At 65.0% G+C, this 24,847-nt stretch carries 27 protein-coding genes and 2 tRNA genes; 12 read left to right on the top strand and 17 right to left on the bottom strand.

What is annotated here, in order from left to right; genetic code table 11:
• A partial coding sequence (locus RAD10_RS30230) for a TCP-1/cpn60 chaperonin family protein (protein WP_461620357.1) occupies positions 1-333 on the top strand: 333 nt, incomplete at its 5' end.
• A 130-nt stretch (positions 334-463) separates the two neighbouring features.
• Here the strand turns inward: RAD10_RS30230 and lepB are convergent.
• The 5 genes from lepB to RAD10_RS30255 all read right to left on the bottom strand — a co-directional run bounded on the left by lepB (position 464) and on the right by RAD10_RS30255 (position 4,041).
• Positions 464-1,213, bottom strand: coding sequence for a signal peptidase I (gene lepB, locus RAD10_RS30235; protein ID WP_461620358.1), 750 nt, complete (start codon positions 1,211-1,213; stop codon positions 464-466).
• Positions 1,214-1,370: 157 nt separating this feature from the next.
• A complete protein-coding gene (locus RAD10_RS30240) occupies positions 1,371-2,534 on the bottom strand; it encodes a slipin family protein (RefSeq protein WP_461620359.1) in 1,164 nt (387 codons plus the stop codon).
• Between the two features lie 333 nt (positions 2,535-2,867).
• Positions 2,868-2,934 (bottom strand) — tRNA-OTHER (locus RAD10_RS30245).
• A 7-nt stretch (positions 2,935-2,941) separates the two neighbouring features.
• Positions 2,942-3,013, bottom strand: a tRNA-Leu gene (locus tag RAD10_RS30250).
• A gap of 188 nt (positions 3,014-3,201) precedes the next feature.
• Positions 3,202-4,041, bottom strand: coding sequence for a LysR family transcriptional regulator (locus tag RAD10_RS30255; RefSeq protein WP_461620503.1), 840 nt, complete (start codon positions 4,039-4,041; stop codon positions 3,202-3,204).
• Between the two features lie 130 nt (positions 4,042-4,171).
• Between RAD10_RS30255 and RAD10_RS30260 the strand changes: the two genes are divergently transcribed.
• The 3 genes from RAD10_RS30260 (at position 4,172) to RAD10_RS30270 (ending at position 6,867) form a co-directional block, all read left to right on the top strand.
• Complete coding sequence (locus RAD10_RS30260; RefSeq protein ID WP_461620360.1) at positions 4,172-4,765, top strand: cysteine hydrolase family protein; 594 nt, start codon at positions 4,172-4,174, stop codon at positions 4,763-4,765.
• 11 nt (positions 4,766-4,776) lie between these two features.
• Positions 4,777-5,406 carry a glutathione binding-like protein gene (locus tag RAD10_RS30265; protein WP_461620361.1) on the top strand — a complete coding sequence of 210 codons (630 nt, stop codon included), beginning with the start codon at positions 4,777-4,779 and terminating at the stop codon, positions 5,404-5,406.
• Between the two features lie 111 nt (positions 5,407-5,517).
• Positions 5,518-6,867, top strand: coding sequence for a caspase family protein (locus RAD10_RS30270; RefSeq protein ID WP_461620362.1), 1,350 nt, complete (start codon positions 5,518-5,520; stop codon positions 6,865-6,867).
• Between the two features lie 31 nt (positions 6,868-6,898).
• Here RAD10_RS30270 and RAD10_RS30275 read toward each other — a convergent pair whose 3' ends face one another.
• Positions 6,899-7,990, bottom strand: a complete 1,092-nt coding sequence (locus RAD10_RS30275) for a DUF2778 domain-containing protein (protein ID WP_461620363.1) — start codon at positions 7,988-7,990, stop codon at positions 6,899-6,901.
• A 660-nt stretch (positions 7,991-8,650) separates the two neighbouring features.
• Here RAD10_RS30275 and RAD10_RS30280 point away from each other — a divergent pair.
• Both RAD10_RS30280 and RAD10_RS30285 read left to right on the top strand, forming a co-directional pair.
• The gene (locus RAD10_RS30280; protein WP_461620364.1) at positions 8,651-9,169 is read left to right on the top strand and encodes a FecR domain-containing protein; all 519 of its coding nucleotides are present in this window, start codon (positions 8,651-8,653) and stop codon (positions 9,167-9,169) included.
• A gap of 62 nt (positions 9,170-9,231) precedes the next feature.
• Complete coding sequence (locus RAD10_RS30285) at positions 9,232-11,118, top strand: CHASE2 domain-containing protein (RefSeq protein WP_461620365.1); 1,887 nt, start codon at positions 9,232-9,234, stop codon at positions 11,116-11,118.
• Positions 11,119-11,274: 156 nt separating this feature from the next.
• Here RAD10_RS30285 and RAD10_RS30290 read toward each other — a convergent pair whose 3' ends face one another.
• From RAD10_RS30290 to RAD10_RS30305, 4 genes are all read right to left on the bottom strand, one after another.
• Positions 11,275-12,777, bottom strand: a complete 1,503-nt coding sequence (locus RAD10_RS30290) for a glycosyltransferase family 39 protein (RefSeq protein WP_461620366.1) — start codon at positions 12,775-12,777, stop codon at positions 11,275-11,277.
• 6 nt (positions 12,778-12,783) lie between these two features.
• Positions 12,784-13,917, bottom strand: coding sequence for a glycosyltransferase family 2 protein (locus RAD10_RS30295; protein WP_461620367.1), 1,134 nt, complete (start codon positions 13,915-13,917; stop codon positions 12,784-12,786).
• Positions 13,918-14,188: 271 nt separating this feature from the next.
• Positions 14,189-14,392 carry a hypothetical protein gene (locus RAD10_RS30300; RefSeq protein ID WP_028142922.1) on the bottom strand — a complete coding sequence of 68 codons (204 nt, stop codon included), beginning with the start codon at positions 14,390-14,392 and terminating at the stop codon, positions 14,189-14,191.
• Positions 14,393-14,527: 135 nt separating this feature from the next.
• A complete protein-coding gene (locus RAD10_RS30305; protein ID WP_092259166.1) occupies positions 14,528-14,908 on the bottom strand; it encodes a hypothetical protein in 381 nt (126 codons plus the stop codon).
• Here RAD10_RS30305 and RAD10_RS30310 point away from each other — a divergent pair.
• The 3 genes from RAD10_RS30310 to RAD10_RS30320 are packed head-to-tail and all read left to right on the top strand — an operon-like array spanning position 14,856 to position 16,318.
• Positions 14,856-14,987, top strand: coding sequence for a hypothetical protein (locus RAD10_RS30310; protein WP_256375077.1), 132 nt, complete (start codon positions 14,856-14,858; stop codon positions 14,985-14,987). The two genes, RAD10_RS30305 and RAD10_RS30310, sit on opposite strands and share 53 nt — an antisense overlap.
• A gap of 24 nt (positions 14,988-15,011) precedes the next feature.
• A complete protein-coding gene (locus RAD10_RS30315; protein WP_461620368.1) occupies positions 15,012-15,848 on the top strand; it encodes a DUF72 domain-containing protein in 837 nt (278 codons plus the stop codon).
• A gap of 8 nt (positions 15,849-15,856) precedes the next feature.
• A complete protein-coding gene (locus RAD10_RS30320) occupies positions 15,857-16,318 on the top strand; it encodes a DUF488 domain-containing protein (RefSeq protein WP_461620369.1) in 462 nt (153 codons plus the stop codon).
• Positions 16,319-16,360: 42 nt separating this feature from the next.
• Here RAD10_RS30320 and RAD10_RS30325 read toward each other — a convergent pair whose 3' ends face one another.
• The 6 genes from RAD10_RS30325 to RAD10_RS30350 all read right to left on the bottom strand — a co-directional run bounded on the left by RAD10_RS30325 (position 16,361) and on the right by RAD10_RS30350 (position 22,354).
• Entirely contained in the window at positions 16,361-17,275 is a 915-nt protein-coding gene (locus tag RAD10_RS30325) for a PhzF family phenazine biosynthesis protein (protein ID WP_461620370.1), read from the bottom strand.
• A 183-nt stretch (positions 17,276-17,458) separates the two neighbouring features.
• A complete protein-coding gene (locus tag RAD10_RS30330) occupies positions 17,459-18,766 on the bottom strand; it encodes an adenylate/guanylate cyclase domain-containing protein (protein WP_461620371.1) in 1,308 nt (435 codons plus the stop codon).
• A gap of 30 nt (positions 18,767-18,796) precedes the next feature.
• On the bottom strand, positions 18,797-19,960 hold the full coding sequence (locus tag RAD10_RS30335; protein ID WP_461620372.1) for an ABC transporter permease: 1,164 nt from the start codon (positions 19,958-19,960) through the stop codon (positions 18,797-18,799).
• Positions 19,957-20,889, bottom strand: coding sequence for an ABC transporter ATP-binding protein (locus RAD10_RS30340; protein WP_461620373.1), 933 nt, complete (start codon positions 20,887-20,889; stop codon positions 19,957-19,959). Before RAD10_RS30340 ends, RAD10_RS30335 begins: the two co-directional genes overlap by 4 nt.
• Complete coding sequence (locus tag RAD10_RS30345; RefSeq protein ID WP_461620374.1) at positions 20,886-21,674, bottom strand: HlyD family secretion protein; 789 nt, start codon at positions 21,672-21,674, stop codon at positions 20,886-20,888. Before RAD10_RS30345 ends, RAD10_RS30340 begins: the two co-directional genes overlap by 4 nt.
• Positions 21,671-22,354 carry a TetR/AcrR family transcriptional regulator gene (locus tag RAD10_RS30350; protein WP_461620375.1) on the bottom strand — a complete coding sequence of 228 codons (684 nt, stop codon included), beginning with the start codon at positions 22,352-22,354 and terminating at the stop codon, positions 21,671-21,673. The genes RAD10_RS30345 and RAD10_RS30350 overlap by 4 nt, the downstream gene beginning before the upstream one ends.
• A 108-nt stretch (positions 22,355-22,462) precedes the next feature.
• On the opposite strand from RAD10_RS30350, the gene RAD10_RS30355 reads away from it, so the two are divergent.
• Genes RAD10_RS30355 through RAD10_RS30365 form a run of 3 tightly spaced genes read left to right on the top strand, consistent with a single transcriptional unit; the run spans position 22,463 to position 23,694 of the window.
• Complete coding sequence (locus RAD10_RS30355) at positions 22,463-22,798, top strand: ArsR/SmtB family transcription factor (protein WP_461620376.1); 336 nt, start codon at positions 22,463-22,465, stop codon at positions 22,796-22,798.
• Positions 22,795-23,268: an SRPBCC family protein gene (locus RAD10_RS30360; protein ID WP_461620377.1), complete on the top strand. Its 474-nt coding sequence runs from the start codon at positions 22,795-22,797 to the stop codon at positions 23,266-23,268. The genes RAD10_RS30355 and RAD10_RS30360 overlap by 4 nt, the downstream gene beginning before the upstream one ends.
• A 12-nt stretch (positions 23,269-23,280) precedes the next feature.
• Positions 23,281-23,694: a GFA family protein gene (locus RAD10_RS30365; RefSeq protein WP_461620378.1), complete on the top strand. Its 414-nt coding sequence runs from the start codon at positions 23,281-23,283 to the stop codon at positions 23,692-23,694.
• Between the two features lie 4 nt (positions 23,695-23,698).
• On the opposite strand, the gene adhP is transcribed toward RAD10_RS30365, so the two are convergent.
• Positions 23,699-24,724, bottom strand: a complete 1,026-nt coding sequence (adhP, locus tag RAD10_RS30370; RefSeq protein ID WP_028142909.1) for an alcohol dehydrogenase AdhP — start codon at positions 24,722-24,724, stop codon at positions 23,699-23,701.
• Positions 24,725-24,847 lie beyond the last annotated feature (123 nt).

The following is a 24,847-nucleotide window of genomic DNA, read 5'->3' on the forward strand; positions in this document are numbered from 1 at the left end:
AAGACCGGCGTCGAGATCGTGCGCAAGGCGCTGTCGGCTCCCGCTCGCCAGATCGCGATCAACGCCGGTGAAGACGGCTCGGTGATCGTCGGCAAGATCCTGGAGAACAAGACCTACAATTACGGCTTCGACTCCCAGACCGGCGAATATGCCGACCTCGTCAAGAAGGGCATCATCGACCCGACCAAGGTGGTCCGTACCGCGATCCAGAACGCTGCCTCGGTGGCCGCGCTCCTGATCACCACGGAAGCCATGGTCGCCGAGCTGCCCAAGAAGGGCGGCGCCGGTCCCGCGATGCCCCCGGGCGGCGGCATGGGCGGCATGGACTTCTAAAGTCCAACCACCTCAAGAACTACGAAACCCCGGCAGCGATGCCGGGGTTTTTGTTTTTGGGAGCAACTCTCTCCCCTCGTCATTCCGGGGCGCGCCCTCTTGGGCGCGAGCCCGGAATGACGGGCACGCCTCACTCCACCTTGCCCAGCCGCTCGATGTGCGGCTCGCCATCTTCGTCGAGCGACCAGAAGATGCGCGTCACCTTGCCGACGAGATTGTCCATCGGCACGAAACCGAACGTCGACATCATGCGGCTGTCGGTGGAATTGTCGCGGTTGTCGCCGAGCACGAAGAAATGGCCCGGCGGCACCGTGAAGACGTTGGTGTTGTCCAGGAAACCGTTGTCGAGGCAGTCGTTGGTGACATAGGACGCGCCGCTGGGCAGCGTCTCGCGCCAACGCTTGACCCTGACGCCGCCATCCCCACCGCAGGCGTTGTCGGCGAGCCCGTCCTCGAGCGCGACGCGCGTCACCGGCCGGTCGTTGAGGATGAGCTGGCCCTGCCGCACCTGGATGCGGTCGCCGGGCAGCCCGACCACGCGTTTGACGTAGTCGACCGAGCTGTCCTTTGCCGTCCGGAACACGACGATGTCGCCGTATTCCGGGTCGGCAGCAAAGACGCGGCCCGAGATCCAGGACGACGCGAACGGCAATGAATACCGGCCGTAGCCATAGGCATATTTCGCGGCGAAGACGTAGTCACCGACCATCAGCGTCGGCGCCATCGAATTGGAGGGGATGCTGAACGGCTGATAGAGGACGAAGCGAAACAGGATCAGCGGGGACCACAGCACCGGGACCAGCAGGATCAGGATGACGATCACCTTCCATTCCCGCGATTGCGCTCGCGACGGCCGAATCGTTTCCGAAACAGTGGTCATGCACTTGCCCTGATCAAGACTCGTCGCGAGATTACGCAACCTTTGCGCGCGTGCAATCCCGGGCTCCGTGATTTTGGTCGCACAAGCACTGTCGCACGTTCACGGCAACGCGGCGACAACGGACATGTGAAGGGCCGCCCGTGGGCGGCCCTTCGTTTCATGCGCTCTCGGGCGCCTTCAGGCGCACGAGCCGGGTCAGAAGGGCATCGAGACCCTCGCCGTTCCCGGCGTGGAGGTCGATGCGGCCGACCTTCTCGACCAGCCGCTCCAGCGACTCCAGCTCCTTGAGCCGCAGCAGCAGGGGGTTCTCCTCCATCAGGCGGGCGGTGTTCAGAAGCGAACGCGTCGCCGCGGTCTCCTCCTGCCGGCGGATCAGGTTCGCCTTGGCGACCCGCTCCGCCTCCACCACCTTGTTCACCAGCTCCCGGATCTCGCCGGGCAGGATCACGTCCTTGACGCCGAGCTCGGTGACCTCGACACCGGACTCCGCGACGCGTGCGCGCACATAGTCGCGCAGCTCCGCATCCAGCGCCGCCTTCGCAGACAGCACCTCGTCCAGCGTCCGGCCCGCAACCGCCTCCCGGATCGCGAACTGCACCAGGCGGTACAGCCACGCATCCACGTCGGGCACGGTCGCAACCGTCCGCTCGGGATCGACCACCTTACGGAACGCCGTCAGCGTCACCCGCAGCGCGATGCGGTCCTTGGTCAGCATCTCCTGCGCGGTGATCTCGACCGCCTGGGGCCGCAGGTCGAGGCGCTTCACCTCGATCTTGCGGCCGACGGTCCAGAAGGCGTGCCGACCGGGCATGAGCCGCTCGACGAGCCGGCCCTCGACATAGAGCAGGCCCGCCTCGTGGTTCTCGACCACCGTCTCTGACGTCACGGCCGAGCGGTTACGCTCGATCATGGCCAGATGCCGCGCGCCGACCCTGACATCGCTGGACACATCGATGCGCTCGACATCGACGCTCGTTGCGACCTTCCAGTAGACGCGCACCTGCCAGGGCGTCATCAGATGCACGGGCCGGCCGTCGAGGCTGACGATGGCGATCTCGTCCGCCTTGGTCTCGACCGCCTCGAACAGCTCGGCGGCCAGATCAGGCCGTGCGGCCTTCAGCACCGCATAGCGATCCGCAGAGAACTCGCTGCGGACCACGTCGAGCACCTCGGCCTTCAGCTCGTGCAGGGGATCGAACAGCCGGTGCCTGCCGGGCGCGAGCACGCGCACGAGCTGCCCGTTGCGCGTGAGCAGCGCACGCTCGCCATCCTTGACCGTCACGTTCAGCATCAGCAAATGCCAGCTCTTGTTCGAAGTCATGGCACGCCTCCATCGGTTTGCGTCCGGCCGGATGCCGGACAACAGGTTTCGTTTGCAAAGGATTTGAGGACGCGGACGACGCTTCCTGAGAGATCAACGGACCGAGGCTTGAGCTCGCATGACGACGGGCGCACGCGCGCGATCGCGCGACGGGTGTCGCGCGGCCGAGCGGAGCCACCCGGCATCAACGCAAGCGGTATCTACCCGCGGCGCAAAGCCGGTCTCACAGTGTCTAGGTTCGGACGGAAAGCCTTGCGGCAAAACGGCCGGACTGCGACTGAAGCGCGCGTCCGGTCCTCGTCAGAGGTGTCAGCTTTTCAGGCTGCCCCGTAGCGCTGGAGCGGGATTCGAACCCGCGACCCGATGATTAACGTCACCTGCTCTACCCAACTGAGCTATCCTTTGGTTGGTACAAGAAATCGGAATCGAACCGATGCCTCCAGATTTTACTCCGGCGCTCTCCATGAGCTACATCCTGCGTCTTCATTCGGCGGAACACGAGACCGGAGACCGGATCGCGCCAGCCGGGATCTCAGAGAGCCCGGACACATGGCCTAGCGAAGGAGCGGGCTAATAGACGAAGCACGTTCGGGTTGCAAGGGGGAGCTCGAAATTTTTTCGACACAGCTTGCGCAGTGTGACGCGATGATCACAGCGTCATATGACGTCAAGCGCGCGAAGTTTCCTGGAAACACGCCCTCACCCAGTCGATCGTCACGCGTGTCGCGGGATCGCGCTTGAGGTGGTTCTGCACCAAGAGCCAGACGTCGCGCCGCCTCGGCAGCAGCGTCGCGCGCAGGCTGCGGTCGGCGAACAGGCCTTCGCAGCTGTGCTCGGGCAGCACGCCGACGGCCTGATGCGACCGGATCATGGTCCTGATGATGCGGACGTTGTCGGTGATGCAGCGAACGTTCGTCAGCCGCTTCGCGCGCAAGAACTGCTGTTCGGGAATGGTGTCGAGCTCATCGGGATAGATGCAGGCGACCGGCTCGCCGCCGGTGCGGTCGGCGGGCTCGAAGAAATACAGCCTGACATCGCCGAGCCTGGAGATGGTGAAGTCACCCTTCTCCGGCTTGCGCAGGCGAATGGCGAGGTCGGCCTGCCAGCGCGAGAATTTGACGTTGCCGCTGGACGTTAGGAATTGCAGGGTCAGGCCGGGATGATCGCGCAGGAAGCTGCTCGCGTGCGGCGCCAACAGCTCTTCGGCGACCGCGTTGGTCGAGGCGATGCGCAGGCGGCCGACCGGGCCGGGCTGGCTCTCCTTGATGCGGTCGATCGCCGCGACATGGCCGGCCATCGCGCCGACATGCTCGAGCACCGCCTCGCAATGGCGCGTCGGACGGCGCTGGCCGTCCACGGCATCGAACAGCAGCACGCCGAGATCGCGCTGAATGCGTGCGAGCCGGCGGCCGACGGTGGTCTCGTCGATGCGCAGCCGCGCGCTGGCGCCGGCATAGGTGCCCTCGTCCCTCACCGCGGCAATGATGCGCAGATCGTCCCAGTTCATCCGGGCGAGCCTAGCAGGCGATGCCGTGTCCTGCAAATCTGCAGCCATAAGCTGCAATAGTCCTGCACAATGGCAGGCCCATGCTGCGCTAGTGTGAGGCCATCCGATCTCCCTGGAAGGCCTGACCAGCATGACCGCTCCCAAGACCCTGCTCGAACTCGCCGGCGCCGATCTCGATCCGCCGAAGCTCAACGAGGCCTGCCTCGTGCTGATCGACATCCAGAACGAATATTGCGCCGGCCCGTTGGCCCTTCCCGATGCACAGCCGGCGATCGCCGCGGCGGCGCGCCTGCTGGCGCGGGCACGGGAGAGCGGCGCTGCGATCATCCATGTCGCGCACAAGGGCCGCGCCGGCGGCCTGTTCGACCGCGAGGCGGCGCGCGGCGCGATCGTTGATCGCCTGACGCCGCAAGCAGGCGAGCCCGTGATCGAGAAAGCGCTGCCGAACTCATTCGCCGGCACCGATCTGCAAGCCCGGCTTGCCGCGACCGGATGCAAGAACATCGTGCTGGCCGGCTTCATGACCCACATGTGCATCTCCTCGACCGCCCGCGCCGCGCTCGACCTCGGCCTGCGGACGACGATCGCGGCCGATGCCTGCGCCACCCGTGACCTGCCGGATGGCCGCGGCGGCACACTGGATGCCCGGACGATTCACGCGGTCGCGCTGGCCGAGCTCTCGGACCGCTTCGCGATCATCGCGCGCAGCGATGCGCTGATTTGACGGAGCATCCGATGCTGCAACTCTATTTCTTTCCGATGGCCTGCTCGCTCTCGAGTCGCATCGCGCTGATGGAGGCCGGTATCGAGGCGCAGTATCACCTCGCCCATATCTGGACCAAGCAGGTCGTGGACGACGGCAGCGATTTCCTCGGCGTGTCGCCGAAGGGCGCGGTGCCGGTCCTGGTGCTGGAGAACGGCGAACGGCTGACCGAGAGCGCGGCGGTGCTGCAATACATCGCAGACGTGAAGCCGAAGGCTGGCCTTGCGCCGGCGTTCGGCGATCCCGATCGCTATCGCCTGCAGGAATGGCTGAGCTTCATCGGCGCCGAGATCCACAAGGCGTTTCTGTTTCCGACCTTCTGGTACAAGGACGATGGCTCGCTCGCCAAGCCACGCGCCAGAATCACGCAGACATTGTCGGTGCCGTCGGCGCATCTGGCGGAGCGCGAATTCCTCGTCGGCGACAGCTTCACCGTCGCGGATGCCCACCTCACCTGGGCCTTGCTGCTGCTCCGTCCCACAGGCGTCGACATCGCGCAATGGCCGCCCCTGTCAGCCTATCTCGGGCGCATGCAGGCGCGGCCGGCCGTGCGGGAAGCGATTGCGACCGAGATGGCCCTGCGCAAGACGATGGCAGCGTGACCGGACGTCACGGTCGCGAAATCTGAGCGTTTTCCCGGCGAAGGCATTGAAGTCGGCGCGGCATGCGCTAATCTGGAGGGATATTTTTCGATATTTTCTTGGAAGGCATTCATGCGTGCTCTTTCCAGATTGTGCTCATCTTTATTTTGCCTGGCCCTCCTCGCCGGCTGGCTGTCTCCCGACACTGCATCTGCGGATACGCGGGTGGCACTGGTGATCGGCAACGGCGCTTATGCCTCGACGGCGCAACTTCCCAACCCGTCACACGATGCCGAGGACGTCGCAGCCTCGCTGAGGCGCAGCGGCTTCGAGGTGATCCAGGGCATCGACCTGCGCCAAGCCGACATGCAGGATCTGACCATCCGCTTCGCGCGCGCCGCGAGCAGAGCTGACGTCGCCATATTCTATTACAGCGGCCATGCGATGCAGTACAACGGCGTGAACTATCTGATGCCTGTCGACGCCACGCTGACCGATGAGGCCGACCTCAAACGTTTCGTGCGGGTCGACGACATCGTGAACGACCTGCAGCAAGCCAAGAACCTGCGCATCCTGGTGCTCGATTCCTGTCGCGACAATCCGCTGGCGGAAACTCTCAAACGCTCCGCGACGCGGGCCGCCTCGATCGGGCGCGGCCTGTCGAAGGTCGAAGCGCCGCGCGGCACGATCGTGTCGTTCTCGACGCAATCGGGGCAGACCGCGGCGGACGGCGTCGGCCGCAACAGCCCCTATACGGCCGCGTTCCTCAAGCACATCGAAGAGCCGCAGGAGATCGGCGATGTGTTTCGCGACATCAGCAGCGACGTCTATGATGCCAGCGGCAAGACGCAGCTCCCGGAGTTGTCGCTGTCGATCATCGGCAAGTTCTACCTGAATGGGCCGGTGTCGGTCACGATCGCACCCGGGGCTCCGCAAATCGCGCCGCGGGCCGACCCTTGCGCATCCGCAGAGGCGCACTGGAAGGCTGCCGATACCATCGGCACCGCCAGCGCCTTCGAGGACCATCTGACGCGATTTTCCAGCTGCAGCTTCGCCAGTCTCGCCAAGGCGCGGATCGAGGGCCTGAAGCAGAAGGTGGCGCTGGCGCCTGCGACCAACACCCGCGCCGGCGGCAGCAAGGACTTCGACGGCACTTGGGACGTGACGCTGAACTGCCCGGCTTCGGGCAAGGCGCAGGGCTTCACCAGGCCCTTGGCGGGCACCGTGACCAACGGCGTGTTTCACGCCGAGGCTCAGAGCAAGGATGGCGTCAACCGCCTGGAGATCGACGGCCAGATCCCGGCCGACGGCAAGACGACGTTGAGCGCGCGCGGCACAACGGGGGCAAGCGCGTACACCCTCAACAACCTTGCGCCCGGCTCGCCTTACGCCTTTACGGTCGACGCGCAGTTCGATCGCACCCGCGGGAGCGGCAAGCGCAACGAGGCGCGCGCCTGCAACCTGGTTTTCGTCAAACGCTGATTGTGCAGAAAGCGGTGAGGCGCGTTGCGCCTCAATCCACCCGCGCCAGCACCGCAAGCTTGCGGATGCCCTTGTTGCGGTAGGCGTCGAGGAACGCGTAATAGTCCTTGAACGACACGCAGCCGTTGGAATCGCCGTTCGGCCCGAGCATGAAGGTGTGGGCAAGCAGGCCGTCACGGCCGTAGATCGCGCTCTCGCCGCCGATCGGGGTCAGGCGCAACGCGGGCACGCCGTGGAACAGCGCTTCGCGCGGCTTCAGCGTGTAGATGTGCGGCGGCGTCACGCCGCGCATGCGCGTGCGCTGGGAGCGCGGATCGTCGAGATTGGAGCCGAGGCCGGAATGCGCTTCGAGCTTGGTGCCGTCGGGCAGATACACCGTCTTGGCAGTGATGTCGTAGACCGCGGTGTCCCGCTCATAGGGCGGCGCACCGCCCAACATCGGGTTCTGCTCCTTCGGCGCGATGGACGCGGTCACGCTGGCATCGGCCGAGGCATAGGCCAGCAGCCCGCCGGACGGCTCGCGCTTGCCCCAGAGTTTTTCGACCATCGACTGCCGCGGACCGGTGATCGACATCACCGCGGCCTTGGCACGATCGGCGAACGACTTCTTCGCTTCCGGTGCCGGCACGATCTGGGCCGGATCGGCCGAGGCGAGCTGCATCTGGGCATCCGGAGCGCGCTTGGCCTTGTCACCGGTCTTGTCAGCGGCCTTCTCAGCAATTTTGGCCGGGGCCGACGGCTTCAGTGCTTCCGCGACCTTCGCGATCACGCTCTGCTTCGGCGCGTCCTTGGCCACCGCAACCTGGGTCGCTGGCGCCGCGCTGGCCGCGTTCGATGCCACGCCTTGGGTCGCAGCGGCAGCAAAGCGCTCGTTGAACATCTCACGCGAGATCGGGGCGGCGACCTGCAACCGGTCAGGCAGGAGCGCAAAAGCTTCCTTGATGGCGTCGCCGGCCTCGCGCAGCGCGACCTTGGGCGCACGCTTGATCACCGGCTCGTCGTAGCCAATGCCGCCGACGGCCGGATAGACACTCGCGCCGAAGACGTTGCTGTAGATAGTCCAGCCGGCACCCATCACGACGCAGCCGATGGCCGCGGCGCCAAGCCAATTGGTCGTGGTCATTTTCCGGGAAGACTTCCGAAGAGAATTCTTGGACTTCCGTGCCGCGTTACTCTGCGCAGCGATACTCGTACTCATTCGCCTTGCGTCCAGGACGGTGTCACTCAGTCCCCCTTCGAAGTGCCGCTGGTCACGATCCGGAAACAGCATCTCGCAGAGGGTCGGAGCGTCATTAAGGCGACTTTTAGTTAAATGCGGATTAAGTTCGGGCAGATGTGCGGCAGCTCGTGAACGTCGTCCCATTTCGAGAAAAAAGTCCGCAGAACTACGGACTTAGCCGCGTCTGTTAACTATAATTCTCGGCAGGATCGGCGCATTCAGAGGTCGTCTCCGGCCGCCTTTCTTGGGCCACCCAACCAAGTCGTTTTCGTGGCCTTCGATACCCGGAAGATAGCGGGGAAGCGTTGCGCGAGGCTGGTGCACTGACCTTCCCGCCGGCGCGCGGGTGACACGAGAACGGCGGGCAAGATCACGCACGTCACACAGCGCGCTCGGACCGCTCACGGCGACCGTGCCCTGACCGAAAGTTGATCGCACCGCTCTGGAAAAGGCCTGGGCAAGAAAATAGCTCGTAAAGCGGCACTTTTCAGCAGCCTCTGCGTGTGATACGGTACCGTATCAACATCGCCTTGAATTGTGCCGGGCATGCAAACGGAGGCTGGCATGAGAAGGTTCGCGCGCGCCGGATATCTTGCTCTGGCGTCGTCGTTGTTGATGGGATACGCGGCCGCGCAGCCTGCCAATGCAGCTTGCACATCGTCGGCCTCGGCCGCAGGCACGCAGACCTGGCGCTGCGACAACGGCATCACCATCGTTGCGGAAAGTGGCGCCAGATTTGAACTAAAGGACGCCAACCGCGACGGACATATTGACTCCGTCGAGTTGAGCAGCAAAGCCCTACTGGTCGAAGTGCCCAGGAAGCCGGGCGGCAATCCCTTCAAGGTGCTGACGCCGCAGGCGATTGCCGCGGTGCGCGGCACCAGATGGGCCGTCGATGTCGCTGAGGCCAAGACCTCCGTCTTCGTCGCCGACGGCCGTGTCGGCGTCAGCCGCAGGGCTCGTGGGCGCGGCGTCGTGCTGGGCCCCGGCGAAGGCGTCGACGTGGAAGCGACCGGACCTTTGACGGTGAAGCAGTGGGGCCAGCCGCGCATCGACGCTCTCATGGCAAGACTTGGTCAATAAGACCTGGTCAATAGACCTCGGCCCGCAGGTCCCGTAGAAAAAGAAGATTGCAGTACGACGTAATGACCAGACGCGTTCAGATCCTGGTGGCACTCGCCCTCACCGCGCTGTGGGGCGCGGGCATCTTTGCCGCGCACGCGGGCGGCCATCTGCGCTTTCTCGACCGCCTCGAAGCAACGCTGACCGATTGGCGAACCCAGGTCCGCGGGGTGCAGCGTCCGCCCGATCTCGTCACCATCGTCGCGATCGACGATACCGTGGTGAAGCGCGGCGGCAGCTATCCGCTGCCGCGCGCCGATCTCGCCCGCGTCGTCGACACCATCGTGCAGTTCAAGCCGAAGGTCGTCGCGATCGATCTCCTGCTGGTCGACCGCAGCGCTGCGATCGGCGACGCCACGCTGGCAAACACGCTCGCCAGCGGGCCCATGGTGCTCGCCGCCGCGGCGATCTTCCCCTCCGCCAGCGAAAACGTGGCGTCCGGCAGCGCAGGTCCCCTCGCCGTGCTGCCGCAAGCTGAACGTTTCCTGCTGCCGCTGCCTGCGTTCGCCGACCACGCCGAGGTCGGCATCGTCAATGTCGCGACCGGACAATCGGGATCGCCGCTCTCGGTGCCGATGCTGTTCCGGACCCGCGACAAGGTCGAGCTGTCGTTCCCGTTGCGCGTCGCGACGCGCGCGCTCGACAAGCCGCTGACGATCGCGCCCGATCATCTCATGCTCGGCGATCGCGCAGTGCCGACCGATACCGACTTCGCGCTGCCGATCACCTATTACGGTCCGCGTCGCACCATCCGCACCGTGAGCGCGCAGAGCATTTTCGACGGCACGCTCAATCGCGCCGCGATCGAGAACCGGATCGTCGTGATCGGCGCCTCGGTCGCCGGCGGCGGCGACTTCTATCCGACACCGTTCGATTCCCTGATGCCCGGCGTCGAGGTGGTCTCAACTGCGATCACCCATCTCGTTGCCGGCGACGGCATCGTGCGCGACCACAGGGTCCATATCGCCGACGCGCTCGCTGCGATCCTGCTGCCGATGCTGCTGGTCGGCTTGCTGGCCTGGCGGCGCAGCGCGCTCGGCATCATGGCGGCGGCCGCGGTGATGATCGCCTGGGCCGGCCTCAATGCCTTCGCGTTCACGCATGGCGTCTGGCTGAATGCGGCAACCACGCTCGCCGCCGCGGTGCCGCCGGTTGCGATCTTTGCCGGTGTGCAGCTGTGGGCCGGAGGCCGCCGCACGCAATATCTCGCCGCCAAGAGCAGGTCTCTCGCACAATTCCAGGCACCGGCCGTGCAGGAATGGCTGGCGCGCGATCCGAATTTCCTGTCCAAGCCGGTCCGGCAAGACGCCGCAATCGTCTTCATCGATCTCTCCGGTTTCACTCCCTTGAGCGAACGGATCGATCCGGACGCGCTTCAGGAGATCCTGCAGGCGTTTCACGCGCGGATCGACAAGGCCGCGGTCGATTGCGGCGGCATGATCACCGGCTTTCTCGGCGACGGCGCCATGATCCTGTTCGGTCTGCCGGCCGCGATGCCCGATGACGCCGCGCGCGCGCTCAAATGCGCGATCGACCTGCATCGCGGCGTCGAACACTGGATCGCCTCGCTGCCCTCAGCGATCGGCAGTCAGCTCGGATTCAAGATCGGCGCGCATTTCGGCGAGATCGTCGCCTCCCGCCTCGGCGAAAGTCACCAGCACATTACGGCGACAGGCGACACGGTCAACGTTGCGAGCCGGCTGATGGAAGTCGCCGTCCAGAACGATGCACGACTCGCCCTGAGCAATACGCTGCTGGATACGGCCGACTTCCACGGGGCTCCCGACGGCGTCCTGTCGGGGCCCCTGCTGGCCCAGGTCCGTGGCCGCTCCGGCGTCGTGACCGTGTGGTTCTGGCGCGATCACGGCGGCCCGGGCCAGGCTGCGGCCAGGGCCGAGATGATCGACTGAGGCGTCGGCCCCACAAAACACTCCGCTGTCGTCCCGGCGAACGCCGGAGAAGTTTGGCGAAGACTGTTAGTGGGAGCTTTTTGCGCGGTACAAGCACCTGCGCTCATCGATAGATCACGCGGTATGGATCCCCGCGTTCGCGGGGATGACAAACAGCTACCTTGCTTCCGGCGGCGGTGAGCGGTCCAGCACGTCGCCCTTGGCGTCCTCCAGCAGATCGACGCTGTAGGTCTCGACCACGAGCGGGCCGCGCTTGCGCTGCAATTGCGCGACCTGCGTCACCTTCGCAAAGAGGTCGTTGAGGACGGGATGACCGTCCGGGCGCAGCTCGTCGACATAGAGCAGCTTGCCCGCCAGCAGCTTTGGATCTGGCTCGCCCATGTTGACCCAGCGGATGCGCTGGTTCTGCTGCACCACGCAGGTGCCACGGGGCAAGTAAAAGGCCAGCCAGCCCGTGGTGCCGTAGTCCTGCGCGAGCGCGCAGGTCGCGCCATGGCGCGCGCGCACGGCTTCGATTTCGGCAGCCAGCTCGCGCCAGCCGACGCCGACGCTGCGCACGGTGGCATCGCGGCGATAACCGGACAGCCAGCCGGTGTTGGCTTGCACGATGAGCGCTGCAAACATCACGATGCCGACAGGCGCGGCCCAGCGCAGGCAGAAATCCACCAGGCGGCGCTGGTGCGGCTTCCATTGCACGAGGTTGGCGGCAGCGGCCGCGGCGATGACGAAGGGCGGATAGACCGGCGCGAACCAGTTGGCCTCGACGCGGGCATGCAGCGAATGCCAGACGAAATAGGCGACGATGGTCCAGAACATCGCCTCGATCAGCACGCGCGAGGCCAGTGCGCCGGCCCGGCGCCAGGTCAGCGCATGCAGACCCATCGCGCCAAGGATGAAGACCAGCGGGGTTGCGAACGCGATCTGGGTCGGGATCAGCTCGGCGATGAAGACGGGTCGGAAGTCCTCGATCTTCGCGCGCCCAAGCTGCTTTGCGAACGAGACCCATTGATGGTCCGCGTTCCAGAGGATCACCGGCGAGAACAGCGCCAGCGCAACGAGACCACCGAGATAGGGCCAGGGCGAGAGGAACCAGCGCCGCAGCTTCGGCACGCAAGCGAGCCAGATCAGGATCCCGGCGCCAAAGAACATCGCCGTGTATTTCGACAGCAGTGCCGCACCGACGGCCGCGCCGACCGCAAGCCACCAGACGCCGCGGCCGGTCTCCAGTACTTTTGCGAGGAAGAACAGCACGAAGCTGGATGCGACCAGGAGCGGCGCATCCGGCGTCACGATCAGCGTGCCGACGGAGGCCATCATGGTTACGTTGAGCAGGATGGCGCTGGTCGCCGCCACGCGCGCGCCGCCGAATAGGATCGCAGCGGAGCGGTAGATCGCATAGCTCATCGGCAGTGCGAGCAGGATCGAGACGAGGCGGACGCCGAGCTCGGTATCGCCGGCGATCATGGTGCCGGCGCGGATGACATAGGCGACCATCGGCGGATGGTCGTAATAGCCCCCGGCGAGGTTGTTCGACCACATCCAGTAATAGGCTTCGTCGAAGGTGATCGGCGTGAACGCGGCCGCGACGAGCCGCAGGGCCACCAGCGCCAGAATCAGCAGCACGGTATTGCGGACGATCCGCGCGTCAGCCCCGCCCATCGTGGGTTATTTCTTGCGCCAGACGAATAGGCCTGACATCGCGTAGTTCCACACCACGCCCATCAGCGCACCGGCCATGCCGGCCAGCCACCAGATCGGCTCCTGGTCATACACCGAGAAGGCGACGCCGACATTGGCGAGCAGGCCCACACTGCACACGATGTAGAAGGCGATCAGGCCGCGCAGCAGGGCAAAGCCCTTCAGCCGCTGGTCGCGATAGGTGAGGAAGTTGTTGAGGACGAAATTGCTGGTCATGGCGACGATGGCGCCGGCGGCCTGCGCCTCCGCGAACGGCGCCTTGAACAGCTGAAGTCCAATGAACAACGTGGTGAGATGCACCACGAGGCCGATGCCGCCGACCATGGCGAACAGGATGAAGCGCAGCGAGACGATGTCGTTGCTCAGCTTGGCCAGCACGAGGCCAAGGAAATCGAGCGCGACCATGGAATCGAGCTTGCTCTCGCCGTGCTGACGGGCGCCGAAAGTGTAGGGAATCTCGACCGCCCGCAAGCCGCCGTGCGCGGTCGCGACGACGTCGAGCAGGATCTTGAAGCCGTGCACGGAAAGCTTCGGCGCGAGCTGCTCGAAACGATCGCGGCGGATCATGAAGAAGCCGCTCATGGGATCGGCGATCTCGACCCGCAGCATCTTCCTGGCGAACTCGGTCGCCAGCGCGCTGGCGCCGGCGCGCTGCTTGTTGAAGCCCTCGCTCTTGTAGCCCTCGATGTAGCGGCTGCCGACCACGAGGTCGGCCTCGTCGCTTGCGAGCAAGAGCAGCATTTTCGGCAGTTGCGTCTCGTCGTGCTGGAGGTCGGCGTCGATCACGGCCACATAGGGCGCGCTGGACGCCAGGATGCCCTCGATGCAGGCGCCCGAAAGGCCGCGGCGGCCGATGCGGCGGATACAGCGCACGCGGCTGTCCTGCTGCGCCAGCGCGCGCACGACGTCCCAGGTGCCATCAGGCGAATTGTCGTCGACGAACACGACCTCCCAGGCGACGTTGGCGAGCACCGCCTCCAGCCGCCGGTACAGCACCGTGACATTGTCGCGCTCATTGAAGGTCGGGACGATGACCGACAGTTCCGGCCCTTCGAGAGCCTGCAGCGGATTATCGGAGCTCGGTCTGATCGCTTCATTCATGACGGCAGCGTATATCCGCCGCGTCCTGCGCTGCCAAGTTCTGCGCTGCCAGGTTTTATGCTGCGAAGCCGGGGGTGTCCGGGCAAGGGCCCAAAAGGGGCCCTAAAATGCCAACGACCCCGGAACGGCGGGCCGCGCGTACATCCGGCGCGAGCCCAAGCTATTCCAAGGTCGTCCCAACGCCGGAGTTTTTCGCTCAACGGCGCCGTTAAAGCCTAGATAGGAATGACAAGACGGCGTCGCAAGGGGCGAAAACCACGATTTTCGTGTCTTATTGGTTGGGCACTTCCCGGATGATCGGCCCGCGCGGCGCCGGCGCGGCCGGGGCTGCGGGTGCCGCAGCCGGGGCCGGCTCGACTTTCGCCGGCTTGGGTGGCTTGCCGTACTGGCCAATCGGCCCGAACACGACGGCGACTGCAAGCACGATCGCGGCAGCGATCACGCCCAAAATGCCCCCTACCGACTCAGACGCCATGGAAACCCACCCCTGTTCCAGATACGCCCCGTGATATCACGGATGCGCGCGGAGCCGGAAGGGCCCGGGGCGATGGCGAGAAGCGAATGGCGTCCCGGACTTCCGCACGACCAGCTATTCGCCACTCCCCATTGCCTACTTCGCCGGCGGCCTCTGCTTGACGAAGGCCGTCACGATGTCCTTCTGCGCGGCCTCCACTGCCCTGTTCGCGGTAGCGAGATGGGCGCCGGCATCGATGTTCGGATATTGCGTGGTGAGATAGTCGAGCAGCGCCACCCGGTAATATTGCCGCTCCGACGGACAGGCACCCGCGACCGAACGGCCAAAATCCTGTTCCGTCATTCCCCGATTGCTGTCGCGCGAATATTCCCGCGCCAGGCAATGCCAGTAATCGTCGCGGCCCTGCATGGCGAGCTTCTGCGCACCCTTCGCATCGTCGTCATCCGCCATGACCGGAGATATCATGGCAGCAGATGTCATCATGACGAGCGCCGCTCCCACCATCAGCATCCGCATCTTTTTCTCCTTTTTCGCAGATCCCGCCGCGACCTTAGACGGGACGCAGCAACTGGCCAATCACAACTGGTTTGATTAGGATGACGGCATCCCCTCCACGTCGATGCGAGATCCTGCCGTGGCCAAAGCAAAAACTGCGTCCAAAAAGTCAGGCAACATCTTCATCGGCATCGGCGGCTGGACCTTCGAGCCCTGGCGCGGCGTGTTCTATCCGGAGAAGCTGACGCAGGCGAAGGAGCTGTCCTACGCGGCCTCGAAGCTGACCTCGATCGAGATCAACGGCACCTATTACGGCTCGCAGAAGCCGGAGAGCTTTCGCAAATGGGCGAGCGAGGTGCCCGACGGTTTCGTGTTCTCAGTGAAGGGACCGCGATTCGCCACCAACCGCCGGGTGCTGGCGGAAGCGGGCGATTCCATCAAGCGGTTCTATGATTCCGGCGTGCTGGAACTCGGCGACCGTCTCGGGCCGGTGCTGTGGCAGTTCGCGCCGACCAAGAAATTCGACGGCGCCGATTTCGGCAAGTTCCTCGAACTGTTGCCGCGCAAGCTCGAGGGACGCGCGCTGCGCCACGTGGTCGAGGTCCGCCACGACAGCTTCTGCACGCCGGACTTCGTGGCGCTGATCCGCGAGTTCGAGACGCCCGTTGTGTTCGCCGAGCACGGCAAATATCCAGCCATCGCCGACGTCGCCGGTGATTTCGTTTATGCCCGGCTGCAGAAGGGCAATGACGAGATCAAGACCTGCTACCCGCCCAAGCAGCTCGATGCCTGGGCCGAGCGCTTTGAAGCCTGGGCTTCGGGCGGTGAACCGGACGACCTGCCCAAAGTTGACAAGGCCAAGCCAAAGAAGGAGCCGCGTGACGTGTTCGCCTACGTCATCCACGAGGGCAAGGTGCGCGCACCCGCCGGCGCCATGGAGCTGATCGCAAGGGTGAGCTGAGGTGATCCATGGCAAAGGCGAAGAAGCTGTTCACCATCGGCTATGAGCAGACGCCGCCCAAGGCGGTGCTGGATGAGCTGGCAGAGGCTGGCGTCAAGCTCGTGGTTGACGTGCGCGCGGTGACATCCTCGCGCCGGCCGGGCTTTTCCAAGAAGCAGCTGTCGGCAGGGCTCGACGAACGTGGCATCGCCTATGTCCACCTCGCCGCGCTCGGCACGCCGAAAGAGGGTCGGCTCGCCGCGCGCAGCGGTCAGTACGACGTGCTCGAGAGGATTTTCTCAAAGCACCTAAAGGCGCCCGAGGCCAGGGAAGCGATGGACGAGCTCTCGGCGCTGGTGAAGAAGGCCGGTCCCGTGTGCCTGCTCTGCTACGAAAGGGATCACACCCATTGCCACCGCCAGATGATCGCGGAGATCATCGAGGAGCGCGATGGGGTTGCGGTGCGGAATTTGGTTGGGAGGCAGGTCTGAACGCCTTTCTCCGTCATGGCCGGGCATGACGATGGATTGAGTTCAGCCCTCCCCCGCCAGCTTGAAAGTCCCCTCCATCATCTGCACACAGCTGCCGCCGACATGGGCGGAGACGATCTTGCCGTCCTGCTTGCGCACGCGCGTTGAGAGGATGCTCGGCCGGCCCATATCAAAACCCTGGCCGACCGTGAGCTTGAGCTCGCCATCGCGTATCGGATCGAGGTCAGCGAACAGTGCGGCCGCGGCAACCGTGGCGCTGCCGGTGGCGGGATCCTCGGAGAAGCCGCCGGCGCCCCGCATGAACATCCGCGCCTGGATCTCGCTGGGCGCCTCCGCCGCGGGCACATCGCGCGTATAGAACCACACCGAGACTGCACCATCTCGCGGCAGGAGCCTGCCGAAGGCCGCCGCGTCGGACCTGGCCCGCTTCAGCGCATCGCGCGAACGCACTTCCACCACCACGAAGGGCGTTCCGACGCCGACGACCTGCGGCGCATGGCGATCGGTCCTGATGTCATCGGCAGTCAGGGAGATGCAGGCCGCGACATCCGCGGCCGAAAGCTGCGCAAGCCGCGACAGCGGCTGCGGCGCGGTCAGCTCGGTGCTGATCACCTTTCCCTGCTCCCGGAAAATCTCGACCGGCACGAGCCCCGCTATCTCCTCGAACAGCAGGCGCGGCTTCGGCTCCTTCGCAAGGCTCGCCAGCACGAAGGAGGTGCCGATATTGGGATGGCCCGCAAACGGCATCTCCCGGACCGGCGTGAAGATACGCACCTCGGCGTCATGAGCCTTGTCGCGCGGCGGCAGCACGAAGGTGGTCTCGGAATAGTTGAACTCGGTCGCGATCGTCTGCATCTGCGCGGTCGTGAGCCCGCCGGCGTCGAGCACCACGGCGAGCTGGTTGCCGCCGAAGGCGCGGTCGGTGAACACGTCGACGGTGATGTAGCGGCGCTGCATCTTCGATCCCTTATGCAAGTTGCGGCCGCAACGGGCCGCATCGCCGGCAGTCTATAGGCCGGCGATATCGCTCGTCATGCCCCAAAATTCGGAGCAATCGGAGCAATCGCGGAAGAGATTTTAGAAGCCTTCAACGAACCGCGGCTCGCTTCAACGAAACGCGACTCACATTTGAAGGTCCCTTCAGCCGAGCTGAAACACCGCCACCTTCCGCTCGTAGCCGCGCACCTCGACCTCGCCAAGCGCAACGGCGTCGTCACCGTCGTTGCCCAGCGCCTCGCGCACGGTCGCGGAAATCAGGAGCTGCGAGCCGAACTCCTTGTTCAGTGCCTCCAGCCGCGAGGCGAAATTCACGGTGTCGCCGATGACGGTGTATTCCTTGCGCCGGGGCGAGCCGATATTGCCGGCGACGACCTCGCCGAAATGGATGCCGATGCCGATGCGCAACGGCCAGCTCGTCTGTGCGTTGATGCGGTCCATCGCACTCAGCATCTCGCGGCCTGCGGCAACCGCGCGATGCGCGGCATCTGAGGCTTCTAGCGGCGCGCCGAACAGCGCGAGAAAGCCATCGCCGAGAAACTTGTTCACGATGCCGCCCTGACGATCGAGGATGTCGACCAGCACCGCAAAGGCGCCATCGAGCCGGTCGACCACCTCCTGTGGGGTACGCGACTGCGCGCCCGCCGTGAAGCCGCGGAAATCGACGAACATCACCGCGACGCGGCGGACGTCACCGCCACCGCTGGTTCCCGCCGCCATCAGCCGCTCCACCACCTGCGGAGAGACGTGCTGGCCGAACAGGTTCGTCACCCGGTCACGCGCGGTCGCAGCCGCGATGCTCGCGGCGAACTGGCGGCGCAGCTGGGCGCCGACCGCGCCCGCCAGCGCGCCACAGATCAGGATGACGATGCTGCGCACAGCGTGGAAATAGATCAGGGGTTCGCCGGCCTCGTCGGCCGCGTTGTAGAGCAGCGCGACGGACAGGAGCCCGGCTGCCGCGACGAAGCCTGTGAACGCAGAGAGCCAGAAGTCGAGCCGCAAGGTCGAGAGGATGACGAAGATGAAGTACATCAGCGGCACGGCGAAACCGAGAGCCTGGCTCGCGCCCATGGTTCGGGTTTGCAGGATCAGGATCACCGTGGGCAGCGAAGTCTCGATTAGCGTGCCGATATAGCGCCGGATCACCGGCAGGTCGCGATCGAGGCGGAGGTTCTTCCTGATCTGGGTGTGGACCCAAACCTCGAACAGGATGAAGCCGCCGAGCAGGCCGTAGACCTCGACAAGCCCTTCCGTTCCGCGCCACACCCGGTTCACCACACTGGGGTCGATCAAATAGATCGCGGTGAGCAGCACCATCATGACGCAGCCTGTCATGATCAGCGCCCGCACCCGGAGCAGCTCGGTGCGCAGCACTTCGCGTGTCAGCTCGCGCTCGAAATCCTCCGATAGCACGGCGTGCTGCCGTGTGCTCCTACTGGCAAATCTGACCATTCCCGCCCCTCGATTCCGGGGCATTGTGCCTCAATCCAGCGTGCGGCGGAAGCGCGTCACGGCGATGGTCATGGCGAGCGCCATCAGGATCGCCAGTGCCAGGGCGTCGAAATGCAGATTCTGCATGGTCGCGCCCTTCAACATGATGGCGCGGACGATGCGAAGGTAATGCGTCAGCGGCAGGCATTCGCCGAGATATTGCGCCCAGGTCGGCATGCCCGCGAAGGGAAACATGAATCCGGACAGAAGAATGCTCGGCAGGAAGAACATCATCGACATCTGCATGGCCTGGAGCTGGTTCTGCACCACCGTCGAGATCGTGTAACCGATCGACAAATTGGTGGTGATGAACAGCGTCGAGAGCAGCGCCAGCAGGAACAGATTGCCGAGCACGGGGACGCCGAACAGGCCAACCCCGATTCCGATGATGAGGAACGCCTGCACGAAGCCGACCAGCACGTAGGGCACGATCTTGCCGAACATCACCTCGACCGGCTTGATCGGCATCGACAGCAGGCTCTCCATGGTGCCGCGCTCGACCTCGCGCGTGACCGACAGCGCGGTGAAGATCAGCATGGTCATGGTGAGGATGGTGCCGACCAGGCCCGGCACGATGTTGAGGCTGGAGGCCGCGGCCGGATTATAGCGGGCATGCGCACGGATCTCGAACGGCATCTCCGGGGGATCGCCGATGTAGAGATCGTGCTTAAGCGCGGTCTGCACCACCATGCCGAGCGAGCCGATCGCCGCGCTCGCCGCCACGGGGTCGGTGGCATCGGCCGCAACCAGCAGCGCCGGCCTGTCGCCGCGCCGCACCGCACGCTCGAAGCCGCGCGGGATCTCGACGCCGAACAGCACCTTGCCGGATTTCAGCAGATTGTCGAAATCCTCGACATCGTGCACCTCGTAGAGGAAGCGGAAATAGGCGGTGTTCTCCAGAGCTTTCAGGATCGAGCGGGCGAGATCGGAGTCCTCCTGGAGCAGCACCGCGCTCGGCAGATGGTGCGGCGTGGTGTTGATGGCATAGCCGAACAGCATGAGCTGCATCACCGGCAGCATCACGATCATCGCGAACGACACGCGGTCGCGCCTCAGCTGGATGAACTCCTTGATCAGCATCGCATAGGAGCGCCGCAGGAAGCCGAAGCGCTCGCGGGTTTCGTGCTGTGGTGCGGGATGATCGACGGCACTCATTGGAAATTGTCCTTGGAGCGCCCCATCAATTCGATGAACACGTCTTCCAGTGAGGGATGCGACTTCTGCCAGTGCAAACCGCTTCGCTCGCGCCACGGCGCAATACTGGCTTCGAGCGCGGCAACATCCCGCCCCGAAACGTGCAGCGAGGTGCCGAACGGCGCCACCATATCCACGCCGGGCTTGCCGGTGAGCTCGGCCGCGAGCTCGTTCAGGTCTTCGCCCGTCACAGTGTAGGTCGAGAGCGCGGATTTCGCGATCACCTCCTCCACGGTGCCGTGCACCAGCAGATGGCCGTAGGCGATATAGGCGATCTCGTGGCAGCGCTCAGCCTCATCCATGTAATGGGTCGAGACCAGTACGGTGAGGCCCTCGGCGGCAAGCGCGTGGATCTCGTTCCAGAAATCGCGCCGCGCCTTGGGATCGACGCCGGCGGTGGGCTCGTCCAGCAGCAACAGCTTCGGACTGGGCAGCGTGCAGGCACCCAGCGCCAGCCGCTGCTTCCAGCCGCCGGAAAGCTCGCCCGCAAGCTGCTCCTCGCGCCCCGAGAGCCCGAGCCGCTTGATCATGTCGCGTGCTGCCCCGCGCGCGTCAGTAAGGCCATAGAGCCGCGCGACGAATTCGAGGTTCTCGCGCACCGAGAGATCCTGATAAAGGCTGAAGCGCTGGGTCATATAGCCGACCTGGCGCTTGATCTTTTCGGCATCGCGGCGGATGTCGTAGCCGAGACAGGTGCCCTCGCCGCTATCCGGGGTGAGGAGACCGCAGAGGATACGGATGGTCGTGGTCTTGCCCGAGCCGTTGGGACCAAGGAAGCCGTAGATCGAGCCGCGCTTCACCTGCATCGACAGATCGTGCACGACCTCGCGGCCACCGAACGATTTGGTCAGGCCCTTGACGTCGATCGCGATGCCGTTGCCGCCATTCATCGCTTGTCCGCCACCGGTGTCTTCGGATTGAGATAGACGTCGATCGGCTGTCCGACCCGCAGCGCGTCGGGGCGCGACGGCCGCGCCTGGATCAAATAGACCAGCTTGTTGCGCTCATCGAGGCTGTAGATGACAGGCGGGGTGTATTCGGCCGAGGTCGCAATGAAGTAAATCTTTGCGGTGAGATCGGCCGCGCAATTGTCGCAGCCGATCCGCACCGTGTCGCCGATCGCAAGCTTCGGCAGCGCGGTCTCCGGCACGAAGAAGCGCAGCTTCATGTTGCCGGGCGGCATGATCGACAGCACCGGGCGCTGCGCCGCCACCATCTCCCCCTCGCGGAAATAGATCTGCTGGATGGTGCCGGCAACCGGCGCAAAGCCCTTGCGCCGCGCCATCCGCGTCTCCGACGTCGCCACCCGCGCTTCCGCGACGCGCAAGGCAGACACGGCCGAATCGAGATTGGCCTGCGTGCCTGAGCCGGTCTTGCTCAGCGAGGCCGCGCGGTCATAGGTCTGCTGCGCGTTGGCGAGCGTCGCCTTTTGCTGGTTGAGATCGGCAAGCTGGAGATCGTCATCGACGGAATAGAGGTGATCGCCGACCTTGACCTCGTCGCCTTCGCGGACATTGAGCTTCGTCACCCGCCCCGCTTCGTCCGGGCTGACGAAGATCATGTCGGCCTCGACCCAGCCCTGGAAGCCGGGATCGCGCTTCTCCTGGCATCCGGCGAGACCGGTTACGAGGACGATGGCCAATGCAAATGAAGGAAGTACGCGTGACGACGTCATGTCGTCCTCCGTTCGCCAAAAATCAAATCGAGATGAACGCGCAGCATGTCCTGCGCGTCGAGCGGCGCGTGCCGCGCAAACAGGCTTTGCCAGATCACCGCAATCATCGCCGGCGCGATCAGTATCTGCGGATAGCGCGCGAGGTCCTTCTCCCGGATCTCGCCGCGGGCGATGCCGAGCTCGATCAGCGCGCGCATGGCGGCGATCCCGCGCGAGACGACCTCGCGGTAGTAGAAGTCGGCGACGGCCGGAAAACGCGGCCCCTCCGCCACGATCAGCCGCACCAGATCGCCGCGCCTGGTGCCGATGACCTCTTTCAGGAAGTTGCCGGCAAAGGCCTCGATGAGGTCGCGCACCGAGCCCGTCGGCGGCGGCAGCGCGGTCAGCCGTGCCACGACAGGCACGATCACGATGCGCACCAGCTCCTCGAACATCGATTCCTTGTCCTTGAAGTGCAGGTAGATCGTGCCCTTGGCGACGCCGGCGCGTTTGGCAATGTCGTCGAGTCGCGTTGCGGCAAAACCGCGGGCGATGAACTCCTCCATCGCGGCGTCCACGATCGCCGTGCGCCGCTCCCGCGCGCGCGCAGCACGGTTCGATCCAGGCACCTCTCCGCGGGCTGACGCAGGCTCCGCGCTCTGTGCCGACTTGTTGGCGAGCTTGGTCGACTTCTTTATCATCAGATTTATATGACTGACTAGTCAGTCATTGTCAACCTAAAGGGCGAGCAGGATAGAGTCGAACAAATTAGTCTTGACTAATTAATTAGTGCAGGCTAATTGAATGACATGATCGAAACCGCTTCAAACCCCGTCACCACCGTGATGCGCGCCCTCGCCGACCCGACGCGCCGGGCGGTGTTCGAGCGTGTGTTCGAGTGCAAGGAGATCACCGTCGCCGAGCTGACGCGCGGCAGCGGCGTGACCCAGGGCGCCATCTCACAGCACCTGAAGTCGCTGAAACGGGCGGGCCTCGTCGCCGAGCGCGCAGAGGGCCGCAACGTCTATTACCGCGCCGCGCCGCAGGGGCTCGAACCGCTGGTCACCTGGATGGACCATTACGGTGTGTTCTGGCGCGAGCGTTTCCAGAACCTGCGTGACCTGTTGAAGGAGATCGATCCGTGAGTGCTGCTTCCAAAGCTCAAGCCCAACACCAGACCCAGGACATCGTCATCGACGAGGTCTTCCCTCACGCCGCCGCGACGATCTGGAAGGCGCTGACCAGCGCCCAGCTGATTGCGCGCTGGCTGATGCCGCCCACCGGTTTCGAGGCCGTCGAAGGCAATACCTTCACGTTCAAGACCAATCCGGCCGGCGCGTGGGATGGCACGATCCATTGCCGCGTTCTGGAAGTCGTTCCTTGCAGGCGCTTCGCCTTCGCCTGGAAGGGCGGCGACGCCAGCAATACCGGCTACGGCTCGGCCCTCGACACCGTCGTCACCTGGTCCCTCACGCCGGTCGAAGCAGGGACGCGCGTGCGCGTGGTGCATTCGGGCTTCGTGACGCCGACGAACGACACCGCTTATCGCAACATGAGCGACGGCTGGGTCAAGGTGCTGCAGCGGCTGGATGCCATTGCCGGCGAAGACAAGTAAGGAAGCATCACGATGGATAAGCCCTATACCGGCGGCTGCGCCTGCGGCGCGATCCGCTATTCGATTGCCGGCGAGCCTCTGTTCAGCAATCATTGTCAGTGCCGGGACTGCCAGCGGGAAAGCGGCAGTGCGCATGGCTCATACGCGACGTTCGCGCGTGCCGGCGTCACGCTAACCGGCGAGGCGAAGCATTGGGATATGGTCGCCGACAGCGGCAACGTGAAGACGCGCGGCTTCTGCACGCAGTGCGGCGTGCCTGTGTACATGACCTTCGCGGCACAGCCCGATGTTTTCACAATCCGCGCTGCGAGCCTCGACCAGCCTGCCCGCTACAAGCCGCAGGCGGTCACTTTCGCCGCGCGCGGCCATGACTGGGATCGCCTCGATCCCAGCCTGGTAAAGTTCGAAGGCATGCCGCCTGGATGAGGCGCTAGCCGAAATCCAGCACCATGCGGCCGTCGATCTTGCCGGCCTTCATCCGCTCGAAGACGTCGTTGATCTGCGCGAGCGGCACCTTCGTCACCTCGGCCTTCACCTTGCCATCCGTGGCGAATGCGACGGCTTCGTCGAGGTCGCGCCTCGTGCCGACGATGGAGCCGCGCACCGTGATGCGCTTAAGCACGACGTCGAAGATCGGCGTCGGGAATTCGCCCGGCGGCAGGCCGACGAGGCTGACGGTGCCCTTCCGGCGCACCATCTTGAGCGCCTGGGCGAACGCGGCGGTCGAGACCGCCGTCACCAGCACGCCGTGGGCCCCGCCGCCGGTTGCCGCAAGAACCTGGTCGACCGCACCAGCAGTAAGGGCATTGACCGCGAGATCGGCGCCGGTTTCGCGCGCCAGCTCCAGCTTGTCCTCGGCGATGTCGACGGCGGCGACCTTGAGCCCCATCGCCTTGGCGTACTGGATCGCGACATGGCCGAGCCCGCCGACGCCTGAGATCACCACCCACTCGCCGGGCCTGGCCTCCGTCTCCTTCAGTCCCTTGTAGGTGGTGACGCCGGCGCACAGGATCGGCGCGATGGCGGCGAAATCGACCGTCGCCGGCAGCTTTGCGGCGAAGGCGGCCGAGGCGATGACATATTCGGCGAAGCCGCCGTTCACGCTGTAGCCGGTGTTGTGCTGGTGCTCGCACAGGGTCTCCCAGCCGGTCTCGCAATATTCGCACGACATGCAGGCATCGTGCAGCCAGGCGACGCCGACAGCATCTCCCACTTTCAGATTCTTCACGCCGGGCCCGAGCGCGGCGACGGTACCGGCGGCCTCGTGGCCGGGAATGAAGGGCGGTACCGGCTTCACCGGCCAGTCGCCGGAGGCCGCATGCAGATCGGTGTGACAGACGCCGCAGGCCTTCACCTTGACCAGAATCTCGCCGGGACCGGGCTGCGGCACCGGCACGTCCTCGATCACCAGCGGCTTGCCGAATTGCTTGACGACTGCGGCTTTCATGGTCGGCATCGGTCTGCTCCTGTGCACTTTGGAGCAGAATAACGACGCCGCGCGGCGCTCCTTTGATGGGCGTCAAACAGCACAAAGTTTGCGCAGGGCCCGCCCCATCATGACACCACGATGACGCCGCGC

The organism is Bradyrhizobium sp. 23AC (genome assembly GCF_054863025.1).

Excerpts from the sequence above, each read along its gene's own strand:
- lepB (WP_461620358.1), bottom strand. The coding sequence starts at position 1,213 with ATGACCACTGTTTCGGAAACGATTCGGCCGTCGCGAGCGCAATCGCGG.
- RAD10_RS30345 (WP_461620374.1), bottom strand. The coding sequence starts at position 21,674 with ATGACGTCGTCACGCGTACTTCCTTCATTTGCATTGGCCATCGTCCTC.
- RAD10_RS30280 (WP_461620364.1), top strand. The coding sequence starts at position 8,651 with ATGAGAAGGTTCGCGCGCGCCGGATATCTTGCTCTGGCGTCGTCGTTG.
- RAD10_RS30270 (WP_461620362.1), top strand. The coding sequence starts at position 5,518 with ATGCGTGCTCTTTCCAGATTGTGCTCATCTTTATTTTGCCTGGCCCTC.
- RAD10_RS30350 (WP_461620375.1), bottom strand. The coding sequence starts at position 22,354 with ATGATAAAGAAGTCGACCAAGCTCGCCAACAAGTCGGCACAGAGCGCG.
- RAD10_RS30330 (WP_461620371.1), bottom strand. The coding sequence starts at position 18,766 with ATGGTCAGATTTGCCAGTAGGAGCACACGGCAGCACGCCGTGCTATCG.
- RAD10_RS30240 (WP_461620359.1), bottom strand. The coding sequence starts at position 2,534 with ATGACTTCGAACAAGAGCTGGCATTTGCTGATGCTGAACGTGACGGTC.
- RAD10_RS30265 (WP_461620361.1), top strand. The coding sequence starts at position 4,777 with ATGCTGCAACTCTATTTCTTTCCGATGGCCTGCTCGCTCTCGAGTCGC.
- RAD10_RS30325 (WP_461620370.1), bottom strand. The coding sequence starts at position 17,275 with ATGCAGCGCCGCTACATCACCGTCGACGTGTTCACCGACCGCGCCTTC.
- RAD10_RS30305 (WP_092259166.1), bottom strand. The coding sequence starts at position 14,908 with ATGCGGATGCTGATGGTGGGAGCGGCGCTCGTCATGATGACATCTGCT.
- RAD10_RS30310 (WP_256375077.1), top strand. The coding sequence starts at position 14,856 with ATGGCAGCAGATGTCATCATGACGAGCGCCGCTCCCACCATCAGCATC.
- RAD10_RS30260 (WP_461620360.1), top strand. The coding sequence starts at position 4,172 with ATGACCGCTCCCAAGACCCTGCTCGAACTCGCCGGCGCCGATCTCGAT.
- RAD10_RS30255 (WP_461620503.1), bottom strand. The coding sequence starts at position 4,041 with ATGAACTGGGACGATCTGCGCATCATTGCCGCGGTGAGGGACGAGGGC.
- RAD10_RS30300 (WP_028142922.1), bottom strand. The coding sequence starts at position 14,392 with ATGGCGTCTGAGTCGGTAGGGGGCATTTTGGGCGTGATCGCTGCCGCG.
- RAD10_RS30290 (WP_461620366.1), bottom strand. The coding sequence starts at position 12,777 with ATGGGCGGGGCTGACGCGCGGATCGTCCGCAATACCGTGCTGCTGATT.
- RAD10_RS30355 (WP_461620376.1), top strand. The coding sequence starts at position 22,463 with ATGATCGAAACCGCTTCAAACCCCGTCACCACCGTGATGCGCGCCCTC.
- RAD10_RS30335 (WP_461620372.1), bottom strand. The coding sequence starts at position 19,960 with ATGAGTGCCGTCGATCATCCCGCACCACAGCACGAAACCCGCGAGCGC.
- RAD10_RS30295 (WP_461620367.1), bottom strand. The coding sequence starts at position 13,917 with ATGAATGAAGCGATCAGACCGAGCTCCGATAATCCGCTGCAGGCTCTC.
- RAD10_RS30315 (WP_461620368.1), top strand. The coding sequence starts at position 15,012 with ATGCGAGATCCTGCCGTGGCCAAAGCAAAAACTGCGTCCAAAAAGTCA.
- RAD10_RS30275 (WP_461620363.1), bottom strand. The coding sequence starts at position 7,990 with ATGACCACGACCAATTGGCTTGGCGCCGCGGCCATCGGCTGCGTCGTG.
- RAD10_RS30365 (WP_461620378.1), top strand. The coding sequence starts at position 23,281 with ATGGATAAGCCCTATACCGGCGGCTGCGCCTGCGGCGCGATCCGCTAT.
- RAD10_RS30285 (WP_461620365.1), top strand. The coding sequence starts at position 9,232 with ATGACCAGACGCGTTCAGATCCTGGTGGCACTCGCCCTCACCGCGCTG.
- adhP (WP_028142909.1), bottom strand. The coding sequence starts at position 24,724 with ATGCCGACCATGAAAGCCGCAGTCGTCAAGCAATTCGGCAAGCCGCTG.
- RAD10_RS30320 (WP_461620369.1), top strand. The coding sequence starts at position 15,857 with ATGGCAAAGGCGAAGAAGCTGTTCACCATCGGCTATGAGCAGACGCCG.
- RAD10_RS30340 (WP_461620373.1), bottom strand. The coding sequence starts at position 20,889 with ATGAATGGCGGCAACGGCATCGCGATCGACGTCAAGGGCCTGACCAAA.